Genomic DNA, 25,772 nt, shown 5'->3' on the forward strand with positions numbered 1-25,772 from the left:
AAAAAGCTATTGAATTGACTTGGTTGTATTATAGTAGAAGCATGTTCCTCTCACAACAATATCGTGTGAATTTTCTGTAAAGTAAACTTGGCAAAGCCAAGCTTTAGCGCAGGCTGAGCCTTAGTTGCCCTTATATTGAAGAAAGTATTTATACTTTCTTTAAATGAAATAAAAACCCCTCCGTTCACACTCGAAGGGGGTTTTGCAATTATTTCACTGACTTGATCTGTTTCTGATCGACCTGGACGAGATCCGTCTTATTTTTATTCGTGGCAATCGTATAAATAGCAAGAGCCGCGATGACGGCAACAATGACCGTCCCGATATTCATTACACCCTTTTCAGCTGTCCAAACGATCGAATATCCGAGTGCTCCGGCTGCAGTCGCATAATAGAAGAACGGAATGAGTGTTTTCCGGATAACATCCCCTTCCTTCCCGACCAGGCCGACGACAGCAGAAGCCGCAACGACATTATGCACACAGATCATATTCCCTGCAGCACCACCGACCGCTTGCAATGCAACGATCCAGGAAGCATCGACACCGATTTGCGACCCAACATCATACTGGAACAAAGAAAACATCATGTTACTGACCGTATTACTCCCTGCAATGAACGCCCCGAGCCCACCGATGAATGGCGCAAACAACGGCCAGATGTCTCCGGTGAGTGAAGCTACTCCATCGGCCAGTACAATCGGCATCCGCTCATAACCCGCAGCACCACCGCCGGAATTGAGGAAGACCTGAACCATCGGCACGGTAAAAACGAGTGCAGTCGAGGCAGCAATCATCGTTTTACCAGAATGAGCCCATGCCCTTTTATAGGCACCAAAATCCATCTGATGGATGAAAAAGGTGATCAATGAGACGACCACAAAAATCGTACCCGGCAGATAGAGCGGCTGGAAGCTAGCTGTGATTTCGGTCCCGAACATATTCTCGAACGTGACCGTCCACGCCTGTAGCCATTCTAAAAATGGAAGCGCTTTCAATCTGGTCAATACGAGGAATACACCGATGAGAATGTACGGCATCCATGCACGGACCATCGACATCCGGCCATTTCGGTGTTCGATATCCCCGATTTCAATTTTTCCAGTCCATGAAGGATCCCACTTCGATTTTTCTTCAAAATCCCAATGCTCTTCTTTCGAAGGCATGAGAAAACCTTTTTTAGCAGCGAAAACAACAATTGCAAGACCGACAAGACCACCAATCAGGGAAGGAAATTCAGGACCAAGCACATTCGCGACGAGCACATACGGAACTGTCATTGCAAATGCAGCAAACAACGCAAACTTCCAGACCTTGATCCCCTCTCTGAACGATTTGTTTTTCCCGAAGAAGCGTGTCATCAAAGCCACAACGAACAATGGAACGAGTGTCCCAACAATCGCATGAACGATCGCGACCTTTCCGCCGATCATCGTTACGAGAGAGAGGAAGTTATCCGTAATGCTCGCATCCGCGACTAAACCAGATTGCACCCCGACAAGGATCGGCGTTCCAACAGCACCGAAGGAGACCGGTGTACTCTGGATGACCATCCCCGCTACGACCGCAGCCATTGCCGGGAACCCTAGTCCAACAAGCAGCGGGACAGCTACCGCAGCAGGCGTACCAAAGCCAGCGGATCCTTCAATGAACGAACCGAAAAGCCAGGCGACGATGATCACCTGGATCCGCCTGTCCGGGGAGATATCGATGAAACCTTCGCGGATGGTTTTGATCCCACCGCTTTCCTGTAAAGTGTTCAATAATAGAATGGCTCCGAAAATAATGTAAAGTAGTGTGGCAGCAACGACTAATCCGTTGACAGAGGCAGCAGCGACTGTTGCACCGGGAATCTTCCATACAAATAAAGCCAAAACCACTGCCACTAAGTACGAAATCGGCATGGCTTTACTTGCCGGCCATCTGAGCCCAACGAGGAAGATACCAACTGCGGCAATCGGTAATAACGACAATAATGCCAAAGTACCAGTACTCATAATTACCTCCTATAACCCTATTATTTTTTAGGCTGTTTTCTAAAAGTTTGTTGGTAATGGAATGTTGTTAAGGAAGATGCTGAATGCTAATGACAGTGGAAATATGCGAGACTCCTGCGGGACCAGCAAGCTAAGCGAGACCCCGCAAGCGAGAAACGAGCTGAGGAGGCTTGCAGATTGCCCACGGAAAGTCCAAGCTCAAAAACAACATCTATGCGAAAACAGCCTTTTTTCATTACCCTCCCTGTTCAACGGTCGTAATCAGTTATTGATAGGAACAGGGGCTTTTACAAACTTGCTCTTTAATGATCCGATTTCATCAATTTTACATTCGACGACATCACCACCCTTAACAAAGTGGGCGCCTAATGGGCTTCCCGTCAAAATGACATCTCCCAGCTGCAGCGTCATGACATTGGAGAGATAAGCAACCATTTCTCTCAACGGCACAATCATGAGGTCTGTCGGACTGTTCTGTTTTTCTTCACCATTCACCACCGCCTTGACATGAATTTTGTCTGGATCGAGCTCCGTTTCAATGACAGGACCGATCGGCGTGAACGTATCGAAAGCTTTTCCGAGCGTCCAGTGCCCGTTTTCATGGAAAAATTGAGGAGCCGTTACATCGTTCCCGATCGTATAACCGAAAATATGGTCGATCACTTCCTCTTTCGCAACGTTCTTCATTTTTTTTCCGATGACGACTGCCAATTCCGATTCAAACTTGATTTCATCAATGGACTCAGGCACTATCACTTCCGTATCTGGTCCAGTCACAGACGAATCCGGTTTGAAAAAGAATACCGGCATGTCCGGCGGTGAAGAAGGCAGCTCCTCCTTCTTACCGACATAGTTGGCGCCGATTCCAATAATCTTATTCGGGGTTACCGGTGCCAGGAACTCAACATCGTCCTTTGCCACCGTTTCCCCGGTATAATCCCAACTATCAAAAAGGTCTCCCTCTATCACTTTGCATTCATCCTCGGTTACGACACCGAAGTACACTTGTTCTTTATATTTGAATCTCGCAAACTTCATTTTCTTCACTCCTAAGCTGTCATAAACTTTTTATCGTCTCTGTTAAGGACATTGTTGATTTCAAGCGAAATTTGCAACACTCCTGCGGGAAAATCGGTCCAGGCGAGACCCCACACTATTTTAAAAGGATCTTCGAGAATAATAATGACCTTCGCCTAAATACCACCACGTCCTGCGCCTGCGGTTACTCGGCGCAAAACTGCAAAAAGGATGGGATATAAGTCCGTGGTCTTGTGGTGAACGTCGAAGCTAGCATAAGGAAAGCTTCTATGCATTTTCATCGCAGACACGAAAATATGCCATTTTTGTGTTGACATCCTGTGCAAGTGAGGAGGCTCGCGGAAGTGGGTTAATACAGGGAAGTGATGTCTAGCTCAGCGACCAGTCACTTGGATCACTTCAAACTTCCTGCGGCGGCAACACATTAATTGACATCCTTATGAGTTAGCCCACGCAGAACCAAGTCTTTGTTTGGTTCGAGCCTCCTCGTCAGTTTTCCAGTGACCTACGTGCCTAACCGGGTCGCTTCCGCTTTTCGTTTGCCCGCGGAAAGGGAGTAATTTCGCAGAGATCAACAATAAAACTCACAAAGCCTATTGTAAAATTCTTCCTACATCACTTTTTTGACATCCATACACCGGCTTGGCGTCGGGAACAGCTTCCCACTGTTCAACAAACCATACGGATTAAAGACGTCACGTACATTAGTCTGTGCTTCCAACTCTTCATCGGTAAAAATGAACCGCATCTCCTCGATCTTTTCGATGCCGACACCATGTTCACCAGTGATTGAGCCGCCGACATCGGCACACGCCTTCAAACAGGCGGATCCTGCTTGAAGCGCTTTCTCCGTTTCTCCTGGAATCCTCGAATCGAATAAGATCAACGGATGGAGATTTCCATCTCCAGCATGAAAGATATTTGCGATTCTCAGCCCTGATTCCTCACTGATTTTGGCGATATTACGTAATACTTCCGGAAGCCTGCTACGTGGGATCACCCCGTCCTGCACAAGATAATCAGGTGAAATCGCCCCCATCGCTCCGAATCCGGTCTTCCGGTTCGCCCACCATCTTCCCCTTTCCTCTTCACTTTCTGCGACCTTCACTTCCCGTACATTCCATTTCCTGCAAACACTCATGATCTCTTCAATTTGCTCAGCAATTCCCGCAGTGATGCCATCAACTTCAATGAGCAGCAATGCTTCAATGTCATCCGGGTGCCCGACAGGATACGTACCAGCCTCAACACCTTCAATCGCCGTCTTGTCCATCATTTCAAGTGCGGCGGGCACAATTCCCGCAGAGATGATATCCGACACAGCCTGACTGCCTTCTTCCACATCATCAAAATAGGCGAGGACCGTCTGTTTCCCTTCCGGGTTTTTCAGGATCCGAACCGTGATTTTCGTCACGATGCCGAGCGTCCCTTCCGACCCAGTGAGAAGTCCTAGCAGGTCATATCCTGGCGTATCCGGGATACCGTTCTCACTGATTTCGATGATTTCCCCATCCGGTAAAACCACCTCAAGCCCCAAGATGTGATTCGTCGTCACCCCGTATTTGAGGCAATGGGCTCCGCCCGCATTCTCCGCTACATTTCCTCCGATTGTACAAACATACTGACTCGAAGGATCGGGCGCATAATAATATCCTTTGTCAGCAATCGAATGCGTCAGCTTCAGATTGACGAATCCGGGTTGGACAACGGCTTGCCGGTTTTCGTAATCGACACTCAACAGATGTTTCATTTTCACGAGACTGATGATCACTTCTCCATTGAGCGGGATCGCCCCCCCACTGAGGCCGGTCCCAGCTCCCCGTGCGAGGAACGGCAGTTGATTCTCCGCACAATACTTCACGATGTCGGACACCTCGGCTGTATCCTTCGGGAAAACAACCGCTTTTGGCATCGCCTTGTGGATCGTGAACCCATCACAATCATAAGAGAGGAGATCTTCCTTTTTATAAAGGATCGATTTTTCACCGACAATGCCTGCAAAACTTTCAATCACTGGATCTCGTGGCGGGTTCTTCTTCTTTTTCGTAAAAAACATAAGCGATCACCCCTTCCTCGCAGTAGTAGCGAGATTAGCGTCCGATGGACCAGGCCCAACCTTGATATCCTGCTGGTAAGCCCAATCAAGCAGCTGGACGGTGTGGACGATTTCCGCCCGTCTTCCGTATTTTTGCACACCGAGCGCCATTTGCAGCATGCAGCCAGGGTTCCCCATCGAGATCATCTCGATATCATGCGGTACATTCTCCATCTTCCGCTTCAGGACCGCTCCCGCCATTTCAGGATTCGTTATGTTATAAATTCCGGCGCTCCCACAGCACGTATCCGCATTGGGCTGTTCGACATATTCGACGCCGTTGATATTATTGAGAAGTTGGCGCGGTTCATGCCGGATCCCCTGTCCATGCGCAAGATGACACGCATCGTGATAAGTGATCCTCTTATTCACTTCACTGTGCGGTTTTTCATAGCCGGTATCATACAGATATTTGGATATGTCCTCGACTTTATCCGCAAATTCCTCCGCTCTCGATTTCCATTCCGGATCATTCCGTAGCAGCTCAGGATACTCTTTCAACGCACAACCGCAACCAGCCGCATTGATGATGACTTTATCAACGTCCTGGAAAGCCTCGATGTTCTGTCTTGCGAGTCTTTTTCCGGTCTCACGGTCACCCGCATGAACGTGAAGCGCGCCACAGCACGTCTGGTTTTTCGGTAAAACGACTTCATTGCCGTTGTAGGTCAACACATTGATCGTTGATTGGTTGATATCCGCGAACATGACATCCATAATGCACCCGGTCAACATGGCGACCCTCGCTTTCGGCTCGCCGTTCGCAGGGATGACACTGACATCCTTATACTTTTTCTGGATTGATGGTTGGATTTCCGGCATGATCGATTCCATCTCGGCCAGATGCTTCGGCATAACCTTCAATGCGCCAGTTTTCCGGATGACCTGCTGCAGACCGCTCTTCTGGTAAAAATTCAAGAAGCCACCAACAACGTTCAAGCGATTTTTATATGGAAAAAGCTCCTTCAAAAACAGGTTGCTGACCGCTCCTTTCCATCCTTTCAGCGGCATCGCCTGGCGCACCTGCCCCCGCGCTTCCTCAATCAAGCCACCGACATCAACGTCAGCCGGGCAAGCCGTCGTACACGCACGGCAATCGAGGCACTGGAACACAGGATCCATGAATTGTTCATTCACTTCGAGCTTTCCTTCCGCGACCGATTTGATCAGATGGACGCGTCCACGGGGCGAATGCTGCTCCTGCCCGGTTTCAAGATACGTCGGACACGATTCAAGACACATCCCGCAATGGACACAGTCCGCCCACTTTTCCTCATCCGGATGGTCATCCCATAGATAGTTGCTTAAACTGTTGGAAGAACTGCAAGGCGGGTCGACTTGCTGATGCTGCTCCTTCACTTTTACAGCCATTTCATATCCCTCCTATAAAACGCTTGTGATTCAAGGTGTTTTCGGGATCGATTTTCCGTTTGATACCTTCGAATAGGAAAAAGTAAGACGGCTTACCGTTCCAGATATCAATTTCCTTCCGGAGTTCGAAGGGCAGATGTTTGACGACAGCATAACCATTTTTCGTGCTGACGAAGTCTCGCAGCTGAATGATTGTATTTTTGATCGCGTCGGCTGGTCCACTGAGCATCACATAACTCAACCCGTGGCCAAGTCCGCCATGCGCTTCTACCTCTATCCCGTTTTTCTGATGCATTTTCCGGCATTCTTCGAGAATATGGAATACCTCCATGTTTTTGCTGCTGATTTTAACAACAGCCTTAACCTGGTCTTCCAACTGATTAACATTCAGGGCATTTGGCTGGAGGTTCGAAAATCTTTCCCAAAATTCTCTCGACTCTTTTGGTGATAATACTGATTGGATCGCCGCTTCGGGTTTGTTCGCCGCTACCCATTCTTCCTGATAACGAACCGCTTTTTCGACATCTTCAAACGCGATCAGCAGGGTATACTCCTTCCGATCGAACAATTTTTCCGACAGGGAGGGTACCACAAGTTCAAGGGATACCGGTTCAATCATCGAGTCCTGTAGCTTCACAATGAACTTTTTCAATTCGTCCAAACGATTTTCTTCAATTGATAAAAGGACGAGGCTTTCGTGCTTCGGAACCGGCCTCAATTTCATAGTGATTTCCGAGGTGACACCCAAAGTCCCCATCGCACCGATGAACAGTTTGTTCATATCGTAGCCGGCCACATTTTTCACGACCTTCCCACCTGTACGGATGACACTGCCGTCAGCATAAACGACCCTCAAACCGATGACGAGATCTCTTGCTGAACCATATTTGAGTCGTTTCGGACCGCTTTCATTCGCCGCAATCACACCACCAACCGTTGCCTGTTCGGGCCAACTCGGATCGATGGAAACCATCTGATCATGCTTCTTGAGATAATCCTGAAGTTCTGCGATCGTTATTCCAGGCCTTACCGTCACTGTCATATCGCCGACAGTATGCTCGACGATTCCTTTATAATCCGCCAGTGAGAGGACGAGATCGTATTCTTCCTTCACGCCGCCATAGCCGCGTTTCGTCCCGTTACCCATCACCGTGACTTTTTTTCCTTCCTTATTGGCAATACGTAGCACTTGCTGGATTTCTTCTTCATTTTGTGGGCTGACGACGGACAAACCCGTATTACCGTATTGTTTCGATAAAACCAGTTGATCACCGCTGACCTCTTTCAATTCCACACGATCCACCCCTTTTAGAGTGATTTTCTGGATTTTAAACATTTAACGGTTAAAGGTCTCTCTAGATTTTAAGCGAAATTTGCGACACTCATGCGGGAAAAGCAGGCCTGGCGAGCCCCATAGTTTTTAAAAGGAACTTCGACTAAAAACCACCACGTCCTTTGGTGAACGTCGAAGCCAGCATAAGAAACGCTTCTAAGAATTCTCATCGCAAACACGAAAATGATTTCATTTTTGTGTTGAGATCCTGTACAAGTGAGGAGACTCGCTGATCGCCCGCGGAAAGGGAGTAAATTTCGCAAAAATCAAAAACTAATAGAGTTTACCGGACACCAGAGACCTTATTCCCTTCAATTTCTGATGTTTTTTAAATTTAGCGGACACCAGGGACCTTATTTGGTCAAAACAGTCCGAAAATCACCATTAAAGAGACAAATAGCGTCTCTCATGTCCGCTAATTTTCCGAATCACATCGTTTTATCACAAATAGCGTCTCTCATGTCCGTTAAGATCCTCAAACATGCTGCCATTTAACGAAAAGACCACTAACTGCACGTGAGTTAATGGTCTTATGCTTTCAAAGATGACTATTTCTGAGCCAGCATCCGCTGTTTCGCTTCGATACGGCGGCGATGAAGGATCGGTTCAGTATAGCCGCTCGGCTGTTCATACCCTTTAAGGACAAGGTCGCAAGCCGCCTGGAATCCGACCGACTTGGCATAGTCCTCAGACATCGGCTTGTAATCCGGATCACCTGCATTCTGTTCATCTACGACCTTCGCCATCCGCTTCAACGTCTCAAGAACCTGTTCCTCTGTACAGATACCATGGTGGAGCCAGTTCGCCATATGCTGGCTGGAAATCCGCAATGTCGCACGGTCTTCCATCAGATCAACATTGTTGATATCAGGTACCTTCGAGCAACCGATACCATACTCCACCCAGCGCACAACATAACCAAGAATCCCTTGCGCATTGTTATCCAATTCTGCCTGGATTTCCTCTGCACTCCAATCCGGATTTACGGCAACAGGAATCTGCAAAATGTCATCTTGATATTCATTATTCAATTCAAGTAATTGGTCTTGCACTTTTTTCACATCGATCTGGTGATAATGCAGCGCATGGAGCGTCGCAGCCGTCGGCGACGGCACCCACGCGGTATTCGCACCAGCCTCAAGCTGACCGCCCTTTTGCTCGATCATATCCGCCATCAAGTCCGGCATCGCCCACATACCTTTACCAATCTGCGCTTTACCCTGGAATCCGCTTGCCAGACCGACCTGGACATTCGATTTTTCATATCCTTGCAACCATTTCGATGACTTCATCTCATGTTTACGGATCATCGGCCCCGCTTCCATGGACGTATGCATTTCATCACCCGTCCGGTCTAAGAAACCAGTATTGATGAAAACGATCCGCTCTTTCACCTTCTCGATACAAGCCTTCAAATTCAACGTCGTACGGCGTTCTTCATCCATCACACCGATCTTCAACGTGTTTCGTTTTACACCAACAAGGTCTTCCGTCCGATCAAAAAGCTCATTGGCAAAAGCGACTTCCTCGGATCCGTGCATTTTCGGTTTGACGATATAGATCGAGCCTTTTTTGGAATTCTGATAGTGTGAATTTCCAAGTACATCATGTTTTGCGATGAGACCGGTCACAACGGTATCCAAAATCCCTTCAGGCACCTCCTGGCCATCCTTATCCAAAACCGCCTGACTCGTCATTAAATGCCCGACATTACGCGCAAACATGAGTGACCGTCCCGGCAAAGTGAGCGTCTTCCCATCAGGCGATGTATATTCACGGTCAGGATTGAGCGTCCGTGTGACTGTTTTCAGCCCTTTCGTAAAGGAGCTGGAAAGATCCCCTTTGATAAGACCTAGATAGTTTTTATAGACGAGTACCTTGTCTTCCGCATCTACCGCTGTCACAGAGTCTTCGAAGTCCATGATCGTCGTCAGAGCAGATTCGACGAAAACATCCTTCACACCAGCTCTGTCCGTCTGGCCGATTGCATGATCTCGATCGATTTGGATTTCAAAGTGAATACCGTTATTTTTTAAAAGAATCGCCTGCGGTTCATTTTCATTGCCCTGATAGCCGACAAACTGGGTCTCATCCTTCAATCCAGTCGTTTCCCCATTGGTTAAAGATGCAGCCAGTTTACCGCCAATGATGGCATAACCCGTTACGTCATTATGATCCCCTTTTGCAAGCGGAACAGTTTTGTCGAGAAATTCTCTCGCGAATGCGATGACTTTTTCACCACGTACCGGGTTATAGGACCCTTTCTTATCAGCACCACCTTCCTCACTGATCGTATCGGTCCCGTAAAGTGCATTGTACAAACTTCCCCACCGTGCATTTGCCGCGTTGATGGCATAACGGGCATTGTTGACAGGCACCACAAGCTGCGGTCCAGGCTGTGCCGCGATTTCATCATCGACATTCTCTGTCGACACCTTGAAATCACTGGCTTCTGGTTCGAGGTAATTCAACTCTTTCAAGAACGATTTATAGGTTTCGAGATTGAACGCATTGTTCGATTTATGCCATTCATTGATCTTCTCTTGCAGTTCTTCCCGTTTCTCCAGCAGTGCTTTATTTTTAGGGGCAAGCTCTTCGACGATCTTTTCGAGACCTGACCAGAATGTATCAGCTGACACCTCACTGCCCGGTATCGCTTTGGAATTGATAAAATCGTATAAGACTTGGGCAACTTGAAGGTTTCCCACTTTTACATAGTCCGACATATGAATTCCTCCTATCGAATGGTTGACTGTGCATGTAAGCCTTTTCATTTAATATTCTGAATTGAAAAATAATTCACACATACTATCTTATAATAAATTGATCCATATCCATAATATATATTTAGAATGTTGATTATGCATTTTAGTTATAATAGACTTTTTAATAGAAGCTTTGTTATACGTTATTGCTGGTTTTTACGAAATTCCCCCTTTCCGCAGGCGATTTATTGCTGAAACCGTGACGAAAGTGCTTTATGAACGCTTCATACGGACTAAGTGGGGCTCGTCTGGCTCACATTTCTCGCAGAAGCCCTGTGAATTTCACTTTCATTTTAACAACCAAAATTTCAAGGGAGTAAGGAGTGGATCCTGATGGACATCCGCCACCTCGAATATTTTTCAGAGGTTGCTAGACATTTAAGTTTCACGAAGGCTGCTGCCACTTTACACGTTTCCCAGCCCTCGATCAGTAAAGCCATCAAACAACTAGAGGAAGAATTAGGAGTGTCTTTATTTTATCGGTCCAAAGAATTGGAATTGACGGACGCAGGAAAAGCCGTACTCATCAATACGAAGAGTGTTCTCCAAGCCTTCAACAACCTGACTTCAGAGCTCACAGATATTATGGATTTGAAAAAAGGGGAAATCAGGATCGGAATCCCTCCGATCATCGGTGCTGCCTTTTTTTCCAAGCTGATCAGTCAATTTAAAGAAACGTATGCGCATGTTGATCTTTCACTGAATGAAGTCGGTTCGAAAAGTATCAAACAAGGGGTTGAAGAAGGTTCACTCGATATCGGACTAGTCTGTAATCTGCCCGATAATAAAGCGAATTTCGAAATGGTGAGGTTGATCAATGATCCGTTGATGCTCATCGTACATAGCGATCATCCATTAGCTATGGAAAATGAGGTAGAACTCACAGCGCTTAAAGGCCAACCCTTCATCCTGTACCGCCATGACTTCACTCTTCATGACCGAATTCTCGAGGAGTGTTCCAGAAACGGCTTTACCCCAAACGTCGTTTGCCAAAGTTCGCAAAAGGATTTCATGATTGAAATGGTAGAGGCAAAATTGGGAGTGGCCCTGTTACCTAGTAAAATCGCAAATTCAAACCTTCACCCAGAGATCCGCGCCATACCGTTGGCGAATTCCAGCCTAAGTCTCGAACTTGGACTTTTGTGGAAAACAAACAAGTACCTCCCATTCGCCGTCAGAGAATTCATCGAAATGTCCAAAGGATTTTTGCCTTGAATTCAGTGTATTTTCGAGATTTTATACTCGATTTTCAAAAATGGCTTTCCCAAAAGACTCATGTGATGGTTCGCCCTCAACGTATTTGCTCCAACATCGAACCAGACGTGAAAATGCTCTTCAATCGGCAGTTTTAACGTGAGCAAAGGGCAATGATAATAGATACCTTCGTCGCCTTTTCGATGCTTTGTAAAACTCGCGAGCCTCAAACCGGTTTCTCCGATAAGATCCATCTTTAAAATACCGGTCATGTTTCCGAATAAAAGCGGCATCGCAATATTCATATACCGCTCCCCTTCATGTAAATGGGAGGAATAAGCCGCTGCAAAAATCGGCTCTCCATCCTCTGTCGTCCGAATCCACGCCCGCACGTCATCCCTGCCATCTTTATCTGATTGAAGAGGTACGATTTTCCCCGTCATTCGGATATGATCTGTCCCGTTTAGCGGGAGGTTGATCTGCCCGATCCGTCTGCTGATAGCTTTATAGAGTTTGGAGAAAGTGATGAATCCCGACTGCCATTCAGTATGGGATTCGAGATCGTAGTTGAGCGTATTTTCATAAAATGACACAATCTCAGGATGAAGCTTTCGGGTGCCGAAACCTGTGCGGTCGTAGTCGCTCATTGTATTGATCAAGCTGTTCCGGTGACGAGTCGGATCGACCAGGTTGTTTCGATCGAAAAAATCAGCTCCCGTGTAAAAACCGCTATGGATTCTACTGAATGGGACACCATAAGGATTGTGGTGCGGTTTCGGAGTATTGAGGAGCCAACCGACAACACCGCAAAACACCACGAAAAACGCATTCCCAATACCATGGAAAAGAACCATATCCGGAATTGGAATGATCACCACATTTAATACTCTACTAAACCCGTATATAAAAGAAAAAGCGAGTGTAAGGATCAAAGTTGAGGTTGATAGGAAAACCAAGATCCTTGGCAGCCAGCTTATTTTCGGAATGACATGGGTAAAAAACAGGATGCAATAAATCAAGAGTGCAATGACAAAGATTCCAACTGAAAGAAATTCAAAAAGCCTGGAATATGTAATGCCGATTGCAATCAGAATCGGACCAGCGAGAATCCCATAGGTCGCTAGTTTGTAAGTTTTAGAGAGCACGTTTTGTTGTCGCGTAAGAAACCGTCCGAGCATACCGTTGAATATCGGCAGGACGAATGCTGAAAAATGAAAGTGGATCGCAGTCAATTGGATGATCGTCATGCTGAAATCCATGACCTCAAGTCCGAAACGGCTGATGGTGAACCAAACACCTCCAAGAAGGAAATAGATCAAGCCGATATCGACGGAAAGTTCCTCTAGCGGCCGTGTGCCCCGTGCGCTTAAACGTGAAATCCCATACAAGAAAACGAGAATCGAAAAGCCTAGCCAGCCAACAGATAGAAACCCCGCTGTGACGCCAGGGTCCATGCTGAAAGATAGACCCGCAAGCACCGCCATTGGTAGTTGGAGATAAAATGCGGCTCGATACGTTTTGAAAAGCACGCCATCACGTTTCACCGTTTCGGTCAGGGTGAGCGTCAGCGGGACAGTCACATAAATCGCGAACAATAGAAGCTGTTCAATCAAGTTGAGCTCGATTGCGAACAGGGATATGACCCAAAGGCTGAAACCGATCCCCGCGTTTATCACTGCTTTCTTTTTCACATCAAACACCTACTCTCTTGCATCAAACTTTTGCGGAAACGCATATGCCGGGAGTTGTCCAGGATGCATCGGGACAACCTCCATGCGGAAGTGCCCTCTATACCTGAAAATCGTTCCGAACATAGCGTTTTTTACAGAAACATCGATTGAAAACCGATCATTCTTTTCATCAAACTCTTCATTAACGGTCGCCTGGCCAATCAATCGGGACGAAACAGTGAGCCTTTTCTCGCCAATGTGGAAGAATTGGTAGGTTGATTTCATCCTTATACCGCCTGTTTCCGAAACCTTTATATCAATTCCGACGGGAGAAACCTGACGATTCCCAAGATAATCGATAATCCCCCTGGTCTTGTCGCTATAAATCATCGTGGCATCAAACCGCCGATCCACATTTTTAAAATGAAACGTCCTGATCCAGGCGACTGTTTCGCGCCCATAAGGATCTTTATATGCGTGTTTTTCGAGTTTAAATGGGATTCCGGTGCCTCGTTCAGGGAAGGTGATGTTTTTCTTGATCCCTAGCTTAATCAATGGACGCATGAACCAGCGCCCGCCTGAAATCTCCTCCATCGTACCCGTGCAGATGAGCGCCCGATGATCTGCACTTGAAAGGCGGAATTTTTCCTGAAGCTTTGGATGCAGTCTTTGAAAGTCTGCTCCTAGTGCTTTTTCATAGATTGAACTCAAGATTCGTCACCACGCATTTTCCGTTTGCAGTTTTTCGCAGATGGAATTCCTTTGCTGTTAAGGATTCCGATGACCGACAAGCCCACCATGACAAGTGTGAGCGCTATCGGGTTGAACGGTGCTACAAGGATTGCCGGGTTGCTGAAGATCGCACCAGCCAACAGCCCTAGCAACACGACAACATTTATGTAAAATACCTTTTTCTTTTTGATAGGGAGTAAAAAGATGAGTCCGAAGGCGATTTCTAAAAACCCGATCATCAAAAGTACCGTTTCCTCAAAACCGACGAACAAGCCGGACTTTTGGACAATCGCAAGTTCGCCTGAATCAGGGAAAAGAAGCTTCGGGACAAGCCCCTGGTAAATCCAGACGACAGCCAGTACAGCACAGATCACCCAGTGCATCATACTCCGTAACAGGGAGGTTTTCGGATGGACGTTTTCCTCCAGCCAAAGCTTTAGACAGTCAAAGCTCCAGGCTGTCGCCCATCCCATCAACGGTCTGAAGACGAATCGATCCAACAGCTGGCCCGCCGCGCCAAATCGAGTCGTGTAATCATATAACGTGACAAACTGGATGCCATCCTTCGTCGGCATGTATTTCCAGTAGCCACCGCCTTTCTTTATGAGGGAAAACGGCATGTCTGTCCAAAACTTCAACGAAGAGGTCCGCGCAGCGTTTTCATCCTCTTTCGTCCCGACGCTTTCCCCTTCCCCAGCGATACTAAGCCCGAAGCCGATATTCGTTTTGTACTCGAATCGCTGAGGTTCATCCTCATCCATTTTCGGTAGATATGTAATGTTAGTGAAGCGCAGATCCCATTGTTCATGCTGTTCCGGATCCTGGGTTGCCTGCCAGATCCGGTCCATATCGGTGTTGATGGTCGACTCCACATAAATCGGTTTATTTTTGTTCAATTGATCACACCCTTTTTCCTTCTACTCAAGAAACCGGCTTTTTATGTCAGGTGTCGGGATCATACACGACTCCCGTTTGCCGAACCATTTGTACCGGTTCCGCGCGATGAAATTGTAGACGACATCACGGACAGGAGTCGGAATGATTTTAAAAACAGTAAAAATACGCCAAGCTCCGTTCAGATGCCTCGTGACCCGGAGTGCTGCACTCGATTTTTGATACGCTTTTCCGTCTTCGATCAGAATAAAACTATCGAACGTGTGGGGTAAATTATATTCTTCTAAAAGCCTCTGGCCCGTTTCACTTTGCAATGCGGCGAATTTGAACTGTACTTTCGGGTCCCGTTTAATCACGACTTGGACGATTCCGTTGCACAAATTGCACTCACCGTCGAATAAGAGGACTTTGCTCATGAAAATCACCCTCCTTATAGGGTAATTATACCATTTAACGAGGTGTTGACGGACAGCGATTCGCCTGTTGCGCGATGGAATATTTATCTAACGGACACAGGAGACCTTATTTCGGCAAAATCGTGGTGATTGGAGAACTTAACGGACACCAGGTACCTTAATTCGTTCGAAACATGGAAAATCAGCTGATTTGTTCACAGATAACGGCTCTGGTGTCCGCGAACAATCCTATTTTAAGGTTTTTGACACAAATAACGGCTCTCCTGTCCGCTAATGTTATAAGAAAAGAGTTTGCCTCATTAAATGAAGCAAACTCTATCGGCTTTATGATTGACTGAATCCCTCGCCCAGTACTTCGTTTGCGTTGACGATGATCACGAATGCGGATGGATCCACCTTTTTCACATGTTGTTTTAACCGTGTCACTTCAAACTGCTCTACGACACACATGAGCATCGGCCGCTCAGAATCTGTGAAACCGCCAGTCGCAGAAATTCTTGTCACACCACGGTCGATCTCTCTGAAAATCTCGTCTCGGACATCATCTTCCCGTTCCGTGATGATGTAAGCCATTTTCGAATAACCAAGACCCATCTGTACGACGTCAATCGTTTTTGCCGTTAAAAACATCCCGATCATCGCATACAACGCTTGTTCAATGGAAAAAACGAGTGCAGATGATGTTACGATTGCTCCGTCGATAGCTAGCAGACAAAGACCTAAAGAAGCTCCAGTGTATTTATGGACGATCTGAGCTGCAAGGTCTATACCGCCTGTGGAAGCTTTCCCGCGAAAAACGATCCCGAGTCCCAACCCAACACCAAGCCCTCCGAACAAGGCACCTAGCAGCGGGTCGTTTGTAACCGGTTCTGCACCTTCTGACACATAGACCACGAACGGTAAAAACAACGTTCCCACAAGGGTTTTGACACCGAAGTTTTTCCCAAGAATGAGAACCCCGGCGATGAACAATGGAATATTCAAAGACCACTGGACGATCGATGGCATCCAGCCGAACAGATTTTTTAAAATCAAACTGATTCCGACCACGCCCCCGGACGCAATGTTGTTCGGGGCCAGAAACAAGTTGAACGCTAATGCCACAAAGGCTGAACCGATCAGGACGAAAAGATAATCTAATGCTATTAAAATTTTAGGATTGACGCGATTCCGACGAATTGCCATCATCATTTTCATTCACTCGCTTTTATCTATAGAAGTAAAAAATAGTAGACTAATAACCTAAAAAAGTATATCACTACCTTTTGTTTTAGTAAATTTTCCGATTATTGCAACGAATGAAAGGATTTTTGAAAAATTTGAGTTGTTGATCTTTGTGAAATTCCTCCCTTTCCGCGGGCAAACGAAAAGCGAAAGCGACTTGCTTAGTCACGTAGGTCACTGGAAGACTGACGAGGAGGCTGTTGCCGTCGCAGGAAGTTTGAAAGGGATCCAAGTGACTGGTCGCGAGCTGGACATCACTTCTAGGTGTTGGCCAACGGTGGTTGTTAGTCGAAAATCCTTTTAAAAACGGCGGGGTCTTGCCAGGCTCGCTTTTCCCACAGGAGTGTCGTGAATTTCACAAATCAACATTAAAATTCAAATAAAACATACATTTAAAAGGAAACGTCGGTATAGAGGAATTCGACAAGATCTTTAGGGGGTCAAACAAACGTTTGATTGATACTGCACGACTGCGGTATATGTCCTGCAAATGGGAAAGGGACGGCGTTTTCTGCCATCCCTGTTTTTGAATATTATTTGATTTTGGAACGCAAGTACGCGTCGATGAAGGCATCGATTTCGCCATCCATGACCGCATTGATGTTTCCGATTTCCACATTCGTGCGGTGGTCCTTCGCCATGCTATATGGATGGAAAACGTAAGAACGGATCTGACTTCCCCATCCGATTTCCTTTTGCTCACCACGGATTTCGTTGAGTTCTGCTTGCTGCTCTTCAATCCGCTTTTGATAGAGCTTCGCTTTCAACATTTTCATCGCGCGTTCACGGTTCTTGATCTGTGAACGTTCGGTTTGGCATGACACGATCGTATTCGTTGGAATATGAGTCATACGTACTGCCGAATCAGTCGTGTTGACGTGCTGGCCGCCAGCGCCGCTTGCACGATACGTATCGACTTTGATTTCATCCGGTTTGAGTTCGATTTCGACATCATCACTCAGCTCCGGCATCACTTCACAGGAAACGAAGGAAGTGTGACGACGTCCTGACGAATCGAACGGCGAAATCCTGACTAGACGATGGACGCCTTTTTCCGCTTTTAAATAGCCGTAAGCATTATGTCCCTTGATGTTGAGCGTGACACTTTTCACACCAGCTTCATCACCAGGAAGGTAGTCGACTGTTTCGACCTTGAAGCCTTTTTTTTCAGCCCAACGCGTGTACATTCTGAGGAGCATGGAAGCCCAGTCTTGAGACTCTGTTCCACCCGCTCCCGGATGCAATTCGAGTAAGGCATTGTTTTTATCATGCGGTTCACTTAAAAGCAACGTCAATTCGAAGTCGGAAAGCTGTTTGGAAAGCTCTTTCAACTCCTGCTCAAGCTCCGTACGAAGATCTTCATCCTCTTCTTCTTTCACGAGCTCATAGGAAACTTCGAGGTTTTCATAAGTTTCTTGCAGCTCATTGAACTCATTGACGACACTCTTCAACCCGTTGACCTCATTGATGACCGTCTGGGCATTGTTCTGATCGTCCCAGAAATCTCCTGCTGTCATCTGTTCCTCAAGCTCCGCAATACGAGCCTCTTTCTGATCTAAGTCAAAGAGACCCCCTAAAATCTTGAATTCGTTTCTCCATTGCTGACAACTCTTGCTTAATTTCAACTAATTCCATAACACACAATCTCCCTTATATAAATGAAATGTCTTTTAGACGGTGCCAGGCACCAATTCAGAACCCTTGATACCACTGCATTCCTGATCGGTGCCTGGCACCTTTTTGAAAGCCTTGCTATGACTGGCTTCTTCAAGTGTACCTGGCACCATCTCAAATCCCTTGGGGCGCAAGGGCTGAATTGTCGTGCCAGGCACACATGTTTACGCAAAAGAAAACTTGGCTGTTGCCAAGCCTTCTTTTGGTTTAAGTTTATGATCAGGCACCGTGGCAGTGCTTGTATTTCTTGCCGCTGCCACATGGGCATGGTTGGTTACGTCCAACATCTGTGCTTTTGCGGACTGGCTTTTTCTTTTGTTGTTCTTGCTCTTTCGGGTCGACTGCTTTACCTTCTGCAACTTTTTCACGCTTAAGGTTTTGTTCGACCTGTGCTTTCATGATGTACGTCGCTACTTCCTCTTCGATTTCGGCCACCATCGTTTCGAACATTTGGAATCCTTCGAACTGGTATTCACGCAACGGATCGTTTTGACCGTATGCACGTAAATGGATTCCTTGGCGCAGCTGGTCCATCGCATCGATGTGATCCATCCACTTACGATCTACAGAGCGTAGTACGATGACTTTTTCAAACTCACGCATCTGTTCCGGCTCAAGCTGGGATTCCTTGCGATCGTACTCCTCTTTCACTTTTTCCATGAACACGTCGATGATCTCTTCGCGTTCTTTTCCTTTGATGTCTTTTTCAGTGACAGCACCTTCATACATGAACGTACCATTCGCATAGTCGATGATCGCCTTCAAGTCCCAATCTTCAGGAACTTCTTCCTCAGGCGTATGAGCTTCAACGATACGATCTACTGTCGATTTGATCATACGTTCAACGATTTCACGAAGGTTTTCAGAATCAAGCACTTCAGCACGCTGCGCGTAAATGATCTCACGCTGCTGTCTCATAACATCATCATATTGTAGCAATTGCTTACGAGCGTCAAAGTTATGACCTTCCACTCGTTTTTGTGCCGTCTCAACCGCTTTCGTAACCATTTTACTTTCTAATGGCTGATCTTCTTCCATACCAAGACGATCCATCATCGCAAGCATATTATCAGAAGCGAATCGACGCATCAATTCATCTTCCATCGAGATATAAAATTGAGATGAACCTGGGTCACCTTGACGACCGGAACGACCACGCAACTGGTTATCAATACGACGTGATTCATGACGTTCCGTACCGATGATATGAAGACCGCCAAGTTCAAGAACACCTTCGCCGAGCTTGATGTCGGTACCACGACCGGCCATGTTCGTCGCAATCGTAACGACACCTTGTTGACCAGCATCTTCAATGATCTGTGCTTCGCGTCCATGGTTCTTCGCGTTCAACACGTTGTGCGGTACACCTTTTTTCTTCAACATTTGTGCGATCAACTCAGAGGTTTCAACCGCAACCGTACCAACCAGGACAGGCTGACCTTTTTTATGGCGTTCCGCGATTTCATTGACAACCGCACGGAACTTTCCTTCTTGCGTTTTATAAATATAATCCGCGTTATCAATACGCGCAATCGGCTTGTTCGTAGGAATCACGACAACGTTCATATTGTAAATGTTGCGGAATTCCTCTTCTTCCGTCTTCGCCGTACCAGTCATACCGGCAAGTTTGTTGTACATACGGAAGTAGTTCTGGAAAGTGATTGTCGCAAGTGTCATTGATTCACGCTGGATTTGAAGCCCTTCCTTCGCCTCAATCGCCTGATGCAACCCATCACTGTAACGACGACCAGCCATCAAACGACCCGTAAAAGGATCGACGATGACGACTTCATCATCCTGCACAACATAATCCGTATCACGATGCATGATGACATGCGCTTTTAACGCCTGATTGATATGGTGATTGATCGAAACATTGGAGATATCAAACAAGTTTTCAACTCGGAAGAAGCTTTCTGCCTTGGACATCCCATCTTCAGTGAGCTGGACGTTCTTCGTCTTGATATCCAACGTGTAATCTTCATCCTTTTTCAGCTGGTGGATGAATTGGTTGGCGATTCGATAAAGTTCAGTCGATTTCGAAGCGTTACCCGAAATGATCAGCGGTGTACGAGCTTCGTCAATCAAAATCGAGTCAACCTCATCGACGATCGCAAAGTTCAATGGACGCTGCACCATTTCTTCCCTATATAAAACCATGTTGTCACGCAAGTAGTCGAATCCGAGCTCGTTGTTCGTCCCATACGTGATGTCAGCGTTGTAAGCTTCCTTTTTCTCTTCTTTCGAAAGTCCAGTAACATTGAGACCAACCGACAGTCCGAGATAGTTATAAAGCTGCCCCATTTCCTCTGCGTCACGTGCTGCCAGGTATTCGTTGACCGTGACGACGTGAACACCTTCACCGGTAAGAGCGTTCAAGTAAACTGGCATCGTTGCGACGAGCGTTTTACCTTCACCAGTTTTCATCTCTGAAATATTACCTTCATGCAGAGAAACGGCACCCATGATTTGTACCGGATATGGGCGCAAACCGAGTACGCGTGTGGCTCCTTCACGAACGACAGCGAACGCTTCAATCAAGATATCATCTAATGTTTCGCCGTTTTCGAGGCGAGATTTGAATTCTTCTGTTTTAGCTTTCAACTGTTCATGCGATAGCTTTTCCATTTCTGGCCCAAGCGCATCAACCTCGTCAGCATATTTCTGAAGACGGGCAATTTGACGCTCGTTCCCAGTAGAAAACATCTTTTTCAACAATCCCATCATGCAGTAAGCACCTCTATTTACACATCTATATTTTGAAAAATCTTCTAACTTTAGTCCATGCTTTATTTTAACAGTTTGAAGGAGGAAGGACAAGAATGCAAGGCATGACCATTTAAGGGTTTAAGCCATATGATGGAAAGCATGAAAAGGAATTCAAGTGATGGATGAGCGAACTGATGAAAACTGTAGGTTGTGAGGTGGGAGATGCAAGTTGTGATGAAATGATCTGAGGTACGGTGAAAATGAGGAGAATGTCCAGAAAAAATGGATCTTTGTCCAGAAAAACACTAATGTTGTCCAGAAAATCTAACTGATTGTCCAGTAAACCTACTACTTTGTCCACTAAAACTAAGTTTCCGTCCAGTATAAGCATTTGTGAGGGAATGAGCCTTACAATGTGGTACCTTCATACTACAAGCACCGAAAACGAAACCTGTGTGCCTGGCACCGTTTCAAACCCCTTGGTATCACTGGATTTCTGAACGGTGCCAGGCACCTCCCCGCACCCCTTGCGGCTGTAAGGCGAAATTGTCGTGCCAGGCACCGAAAAAATTTCCACTTAAAAAAGACGTGGTCCGCAGACCACGTCTTAGCATTCCGATTTTGGTATTTAATTATTCGATATCTGGGGCGATCAGCCCGTATTTGCCATCTTTACGTTTGTAGACTACGTTGGTTTCTCCGCTTTCTGCGTGTGAGAATACGAAGAAATTGTGGCCTAGCATATCCATTTGAAGGATTGCTTCCTGGGTATCCATCGGTTTCAGATCGAAACGTTTGTTACGGACAACCGGGAATTCATCCTCATCCTCTTCTTCCTCAAGAAGTGTGGTTGTTGCAGGAGCTGCATTTCCATTTCCATTGGCGAAAGCGAATTTGATCGCACCGCCTTGACGGAATTTACGGTTAACTTTTGTTTTATGCTTACGGATCTGTCTTTCCAATTTTTCAACTACTAAATCAATGGCAGCATACATGTCATCATGCGATTCTTCAGCCCGTAATAGCAAACCTGGCATTGGAATCGTCACTTCCACTAGCTGCTCGTTATTGAACACCTTCAGGTTGATGTAAACATCTGAGTTTGGAGTTCCATCAAAATAACGCTCGAGCTTACTAACTTTCTTTTCCGAGTAGTTCCTCAATGCTGGTGTTACCTCAATATTATCTCCACGAATATTAAAGTTCATGAGAGACTCCTCCTTTCGGTGTTTATATATATTTCGTTATACCCCTTAACAATTCCTTCATAAACACGAAAAGAAACTCAAATATTATGACAATTTTTTTAAAATTCTGTCTTTTTGTTAGAAATAGGACTGAATAGCGGAATATTAAGGGAAACGCGCGGTTAACATGCCATTGATCTGACATGTTACCCACATATTTCGACATCAATACCGAGGAGATGTAGAGGTCTTTTGAATCAATGTAAAGAAAATGTTAACAAGGTGCTTTTTTTATGTAGTACAATCATACCTGATCTGAATAAAGCAAAAATAAAACCCGCTCCTCGCAGTGAGAAACGGGGAATTGCTTTTAATTCAAACCCTAAAAAAGGAATGTGAATTAAAGCTTTGTTACGTTTGAAGCTTGAGGTCCACGGTTACCTTCAACTACTTCAAACTCAACGTCCTGACCTTCTTCAAGAGTCTTGAAGCCGTCAGAATTGATTGCAGAGTAGTGTACAAATACGTCGTCTTGACCTTCAACTTCGATGAATCCGAAGCCCTTCTCTGCGTTGAACCATTTAACTTTTCCTTGCATGTAATTCACATTCCTTTCGTATTCAAAAAATCATGTGGAATTTCCACACCTAGAGTATACAACGTGACAACCTTTAGAGTCAAGATTCCGAAAATGTTTAGTAAAAATAGACCAGTTATCAGACGACTATCTTTAGTACTCCTTTACTGCCCCTAGGGTTCATAAGTTTTCTAAATAATCATTCTATTTCCCCGATCGCAATTTCCAGAGCCCTCTGAATCGTCTCGACTGGCCAACCTGGCAACCTTCCATTTTCAACTGAAAGCTCGAAGGATGCGGGCACATGGATAAAACCAGCCGGAATGGTTTCACTTCTCTTCTCATAGTGATGCAGTAATGAGTACATGACATTGTTGCACAGATAAGTACCTGCTGTATTGGAGATTTCGGCTGGGAGCCCGTTTTCCCGCAAAGCATTGACCATTTTCCGAATCGGTAAGGTTGAAAAATAGGCAGCTGGCCCGTCCTCGACAATCAGTTCATCGACCGGGATACGTCCATTGTTATCGCGGACCCCGTCATTAATATTGATCGCGACACGTTCCGGCGTGATCTTGTCTCTCCCTGCTGCCAGCCCGAGACAAACGACCGCATCAGGCTCGTGCTCCCTTACATAACCCAACAACACTTCTGCGGAGCGATCAAATTCAACAGGAAGGACGCGTCCCACGACCTCATAGCCTCTAATCGTCTTCCCAGCAAGATTCTTCACAATCAATTCAGTCGGATTGATACCATGATCCAAAAAAGGCTCAAAACCGGTAAGTAACAATTTCTTCATTATATATGACCTCCTCCCTCACAATTTCTTAAATAAAAAGCAGTGATGTGAATGAAAAAAGCATCATCCCTGAACCGATCCCTAAAAATAAGCTTTTCCCTTTCAAAAATACAGACTGCTTCCAAGCCATAAGTGAAGGATCTTTTTTCAATTGTTTATCAGTTTCAATGAAAGAACGTGATTTCGGCACAGCCACGGCACTCAACTTCTTAAATCCTTCAAAAAACAAATCGAGAAATCCTGTCTGTAATACATAAAAACAAGCTCCGACAGTCATACATATAAGCCCCCAGAAAAAAGCAAAATCGACAATCATCAACTTGTCTGCCCCCAGGAAGAACGTCCCGACGGTCAGAGCTGTTATAGATGTAATAATGGAAAGTATATAGCTGATCATCTTGCCTCTTCCTTTCCTTTATAAGTGACTGAATGGGAAGATACATTATGCACCTTCCCACCATGAATTCAGTCTCTACCTTCTATCATTAATTCGATACTTTTTCGGCCCAGCGCAGATCAGGCATACGGTTTACAGGATATACGACACCTTCATATTTCTCTGAAGTCAAGAAGTTTTGAGAGTAGAAGTATACAGGCATGAACGGGAGATCTTCCATTAACACACTTTCTGCCTGATGAAGGACTTCCATCCGTTCAGCCTCATCCTGGATCCCTTTCGATTTTTCAATCAATTCATCATATTTCTCATTTACCCAATTTGTCCGGTTATTGGGACTATCACCTAGATAGTAATCAAGAATCGGGGTAGGATCCACATAGATACCGATCCAGCCCATCCGTGCCATTTGGAAGTTCCCTTGCTTCGTCGTATCGAGGTATGTTTTCCACTCCTGGTTATTAAGAGACACTTCGACACCTAGGTTCTGTTTCAACATCTCTTGAATACCTTCAGCGATTTTCTTATGGTTCTCGGACGTGTTATACACCATTTCAACCTGAGGAAGCTCGTCCCATCCTTCCTCTTGTTTTGCCTCTTCAAGCAACTGTTTTGCTTTTTCAACATTTTCTTCAAAATATTTTTCTTTTTGTTTACGGAAATCACCATTCGGACCTTCAACCCCGTACGGTACGAATGCATAGGCAGGTTGTTCGCCAGCTTGGGATATGTTCTCTGTGATCGCCTGACGATCGATTGCCAACGCGAATGCTCTCCTTACTTTCGGATTGGTAAATGGTTCTTTTTCTACATTGAACATATACATGTATGTTCCGAAGTAAGGCTTGATTTTAAAGTCTTCACTATCTTTTTCTTGCGCAATGACATCCGTCGGCAAGGTATCGATCAGGTCAAGTTCACCCGATTTGTACATTTGATAATAGGTGGTTGCATCGTTAACCATTGCCCATGTGATTTTTTCCATGGAAATCGACTTTTTATTCCAATATTCATCGTTCTTTTCCGCCACAAGTTCACTGTCATGTTTCCAGCTTTTCAATGTGTAAGCCCCATTGCTGACATATCCATCAGCAGCGGATGCCCAGTTTTCATTCTCTTCCACGACCTTTTGATTGACCGGATAATATGGCCAGAAGGTCAATAATTTTTCAAAGAATCCCGTTGGAGATTTCAGTTCGACCTTCAACGTCTTTTCATCAACGGCAGTCACTCCGACATCTTCAGCAGAACCTTCCCCTTTGTTATAGGCTTCTGCCCCTTTCAAGTAATAAAGGTAGAAAGCGAATGAGCTTCCTGTATCAGGATTAAGAACCCGTTTCCAGGCATACTCAAAATCTCCCGCAGTGACAGGATCCCCGTTCGACCACTTGGCGTCCCGGATCGTGAACGTATACACCTTTTTATCTTCTGAAACTTTTACATCCTCTGCAAGTGCAGCAACTGGTTCCCCTTCCTTACTTTTCGTATAAAGCCCTTCAAACAAATGATCAAGTACCCATCCTGAAGTAGTATCTGTGGCCAAAGCCGGATCCAATGAAGGCGGTTCACTCTTTGCGTTCACTGTTATCTCTTGTTCAATTTCTCCTCCCGAACCGCTGTTTCCGTTACACGCTGTAAGGAATGGTACAACAACCAAAACCATCAATAAACTAAACAATACGCTTTTTTTCATGATTA

At 45.8% G+C, this 25,772-nt stretch carries 19 protein-coding genes; 1 reads left to right on the forward strand and 18 read right to left on the reverse strand.

Annotated features, from left to right (window positions below):
* Positions 1 to 208: 208 nt before the first annotated feature.
* From KOL94_RS13545 to KOL94_RS13570, 6 genes are all read right to left on the reverse strand, one after another.
* Positions 209 to 1,996: an L-lactate permease gene (locus tag KOL94_RS13545; protein ID WP_221566933.1), complete on the reverse strand. Its 1,788-nt coding sequence runs from the start codon at positions 1,994 to 1,996 to the stop codon at positions 209 to 211.
* A gap of 261 nt (positions 1,997 to 2,257) precedes the next feature.
* Positions 2,258 to 3,034, reverse strand: coding sequence for a fumarylacetoacetate hydrolase family protein (locus KOL94_RS13550; protein WP_221566935.1), 777 nt, complete (start codon positions 3,032 to 3,034; stop codon positions 2,258 to 2,260).
* Positions 3,035 to 3,644: 610 nt separating this feature from the next.
* Positions 3,645 to 5,090, reverse strand: coding sequence for an FAD-binding oxidoreductase (locus KOL94_RS13555; RefSeq protein ID WP_221566936.1), 1,446 nt, complete (start codon positions 5,088 to 5,090; stop codon positions 3,645 to 3,647).
* Between the two features lie 6 nt (positions 5,091 to 5,096).
* Entirely contained in the window at positions 5,097 to 6,500 is a 1,404-nt protein-coding gene (locus KOL94_RS13560; RefSeq protein WP_221566938.1) for a (Fe-S)-binding protein, read from the reverse strand.
* A 1-nt stretch (position 6,501) separates the two neighbouring features.
* A complete protein-coding gene (locus KOL94_RS13565) occupies positions 6,502 to 7,794 on the reverse strand; it encodes an FAD-binding oxidoreductase (RefSeq protein WP_311775140.1) in 1,293 nt (430 codons plus the stop codon).
* Positions 7,795 to 8,381: 587 nt separating this feature from the next.
* A complete protein-coding gene (locus KOL94_RS13570; RefSeq protein WP_221566942.1) occupies positions 8,382 to 10,559 on the reverse strand; it encodes a malate synthase G in 2,178 nt (725 codons plus the stop codon).
* Positions 10,560 to 10,931: 372 nt separating this feature from the next.
* Between KOL94_RS13570 and KOL94_RS13575 the strand changes: the two genes are divergently transcribed.
* Positions 10,932 to 11,813 carry a LysR family transcriptional regulator gene (locus KOL94_RS13575; protein WP_221566943.1) on the forward strand — a complete coding sequence of 294 codons (882 nt, stop codon included), beginning with the start codon at positions 10,932 to 10,934 and terminating at the stop codon, positions 11,811 to 11,813.
* A gap of 2 nt (positions 11,814 to 11,815) precedes the next feature.
* Here KOL94_RS13575 and KOL94_RS13580 read toward each other — a convergent pair whose 3' ends face one another.
* The 12 genes from KOL94_RS13580 to KOL94_RS13635 form a co-directional block, all read right to left on the reverse strand.
* On the reverse strand, positions 11,816 to 13,483 hold the full coding sequence (locus KOL94_RS13580; RefSeq protein WP_221566944.1) for a YndJ family protein: 1,668 nt from the start codon (positions 13,481 to 13,483) through the stop codon (positions 11,816 to 11,818).
* Between the two features lie 9 nt (positions 13,484 to 13,492).
* Positions 13,493 to 14,173 (reverse strand): DUF4166 domain-containing protein, encoded by a 681-nt coding sequence (locus KOL94_RS13585; protein ID WP_221566945.1) that lies wholly within the window; start codon positions 14,171 to 14,173, stop codon positions 13,493 to 13,495.
* Entirely contained in the window at positions 14,170 to 15,090 is a 921-nt protein-coding gene (locus tag KOL94_RS13590; protein WP_221566946.1) for a DoxX-like family protein, read from the reverse strand. The genes KOL94_RS13585 and KOL94_RS13590 overlap by 4 nt, the downstream gene beginning before the upstream one ends.
* A gap of 21 nt (positions 15,091 to 15,111) precedes the next feature.
* A complete protein-coding gene (locus tag KOL94_RS13595) occupies positions 15,112 to 15,504 on the reverse strand; it encodes a thiol-disulfide oxidoreductase DCC family protein (RefSeq protein WP_221566947.1) in 393 nt (130 codons plus the stop codon).
* Positions 15,505 to 15,828: 324 nt separating this feature from the next.
* Positions 15,829 to 16,689, reverse strand: coding sequence for a YitT family protein (locus KOL94_RS13600; RefSeq protein ID WP_221567720.1), 861 nt, complete (start codon positions 16,687 to 16,689; stop codon positions 15,829 to 15,831).
* 572 nt (positions 16,690 to 17,261) lie between these two features.
* Positions 17,262 to 18,363 (reverse strand): peptide chain release factor 2 gene (gene prfB / locus KOL94_RS13605; protein WP_221566948.1). Its coding sequence is split into 2 segments (ribosomal slippage): positions 17,262 to 18,290 and positions 18,292 to 18,363, totalling 1,101 coding nucleotides; the frame shifts between segments, so codons are not numbered across the junction.
* Between the two features lie 258 nt (positions 18,364 to 18,621).
* Complete coding sequence (gene secA / locus KOL94_RS13610) at positions 18,622 to 21,129, reverse strand: preprotein translocase subunit SecA (RefSeq protein WP_221566949.1); 2,508 nt, start codon at positions 21,127 to 21,129, stop codon at positions 18,622 to 18,624.
* A gap of 614 nt (positions 21,130 to 21,743) precedes the next feature.
* Positions 21,744 to 22,319, reverse strand: a complete 576-nt coding sequence (gene hpf / locus KOL94_RS13615) for a ribosome hibernation-promoting factor, HPF/YfiA family (protein ID WP_221566950.1) — start codon at positions 22,317 to 22,319, stop codon at positions 21,744 to 21,746.
* 379 nt (positions 22,320 to 22,698) lie between these two features.
* Positions 22,699 to 22,896: a cold-shock protein CspD gene (gene cspD / locus KOL94_RS13620; RefSeq protein WP_221566951.1), complete on the reverse strand. Its 198-nt coding sequence runs from the start codon at positions 22,894 to 22,896 to the stop codon at positions 22,699 to 22,701.
* A 178-nt stretch (positions 22,897 to 23,074) separates the two neighbouring features.
* Entirely contained in the window at positions 23,075 to 23,677 is a 603-nt protein-coding gene (gene pcp / locus KOL94_RS13625) for a pyroglutamyl-peptidase I (RefSeq protein ID WP_221566952.1), read from the reverse strand.
* A 28-nt stretch (positions 23,678 to 23,705) separates the two neighbouring features.
* Complete coding sequence (locus KOL94_RS13630) at positions 23,706 to 24,074, reverse strand: DUF3899 domain-containing protein (protein ID WP_221566953.1); 369 nt, start codon at positions 24,072 to 24,074, stop codon at positions 23,706 to 23,708.
* 88 nt (positions 24,075 to 24,162) lie between these two features.
* Positions 24,163 to 25,767, reverse strand: coding sequence for a peptide ABC transporter substrate-binding protein (locus KOL94_RS13635; protein ID WP_221566954.1), 1,605 nt, complete (start codon positions 25,765 to 25,767; stop codon positions 24,163 to 24,165).
* Positions 25,768 to 25,772 lie beyond the last annotated feature (5 nt).

Origin of the sequence: Alkalihalobacillus sp. TS-13, assembly GCF_019720915.1 — a bacterium.
GTDB lineage: Bacteria > Bacillota > Bacilli > Bacillales > Fictibacillaceae > Pseudalkalibacillus.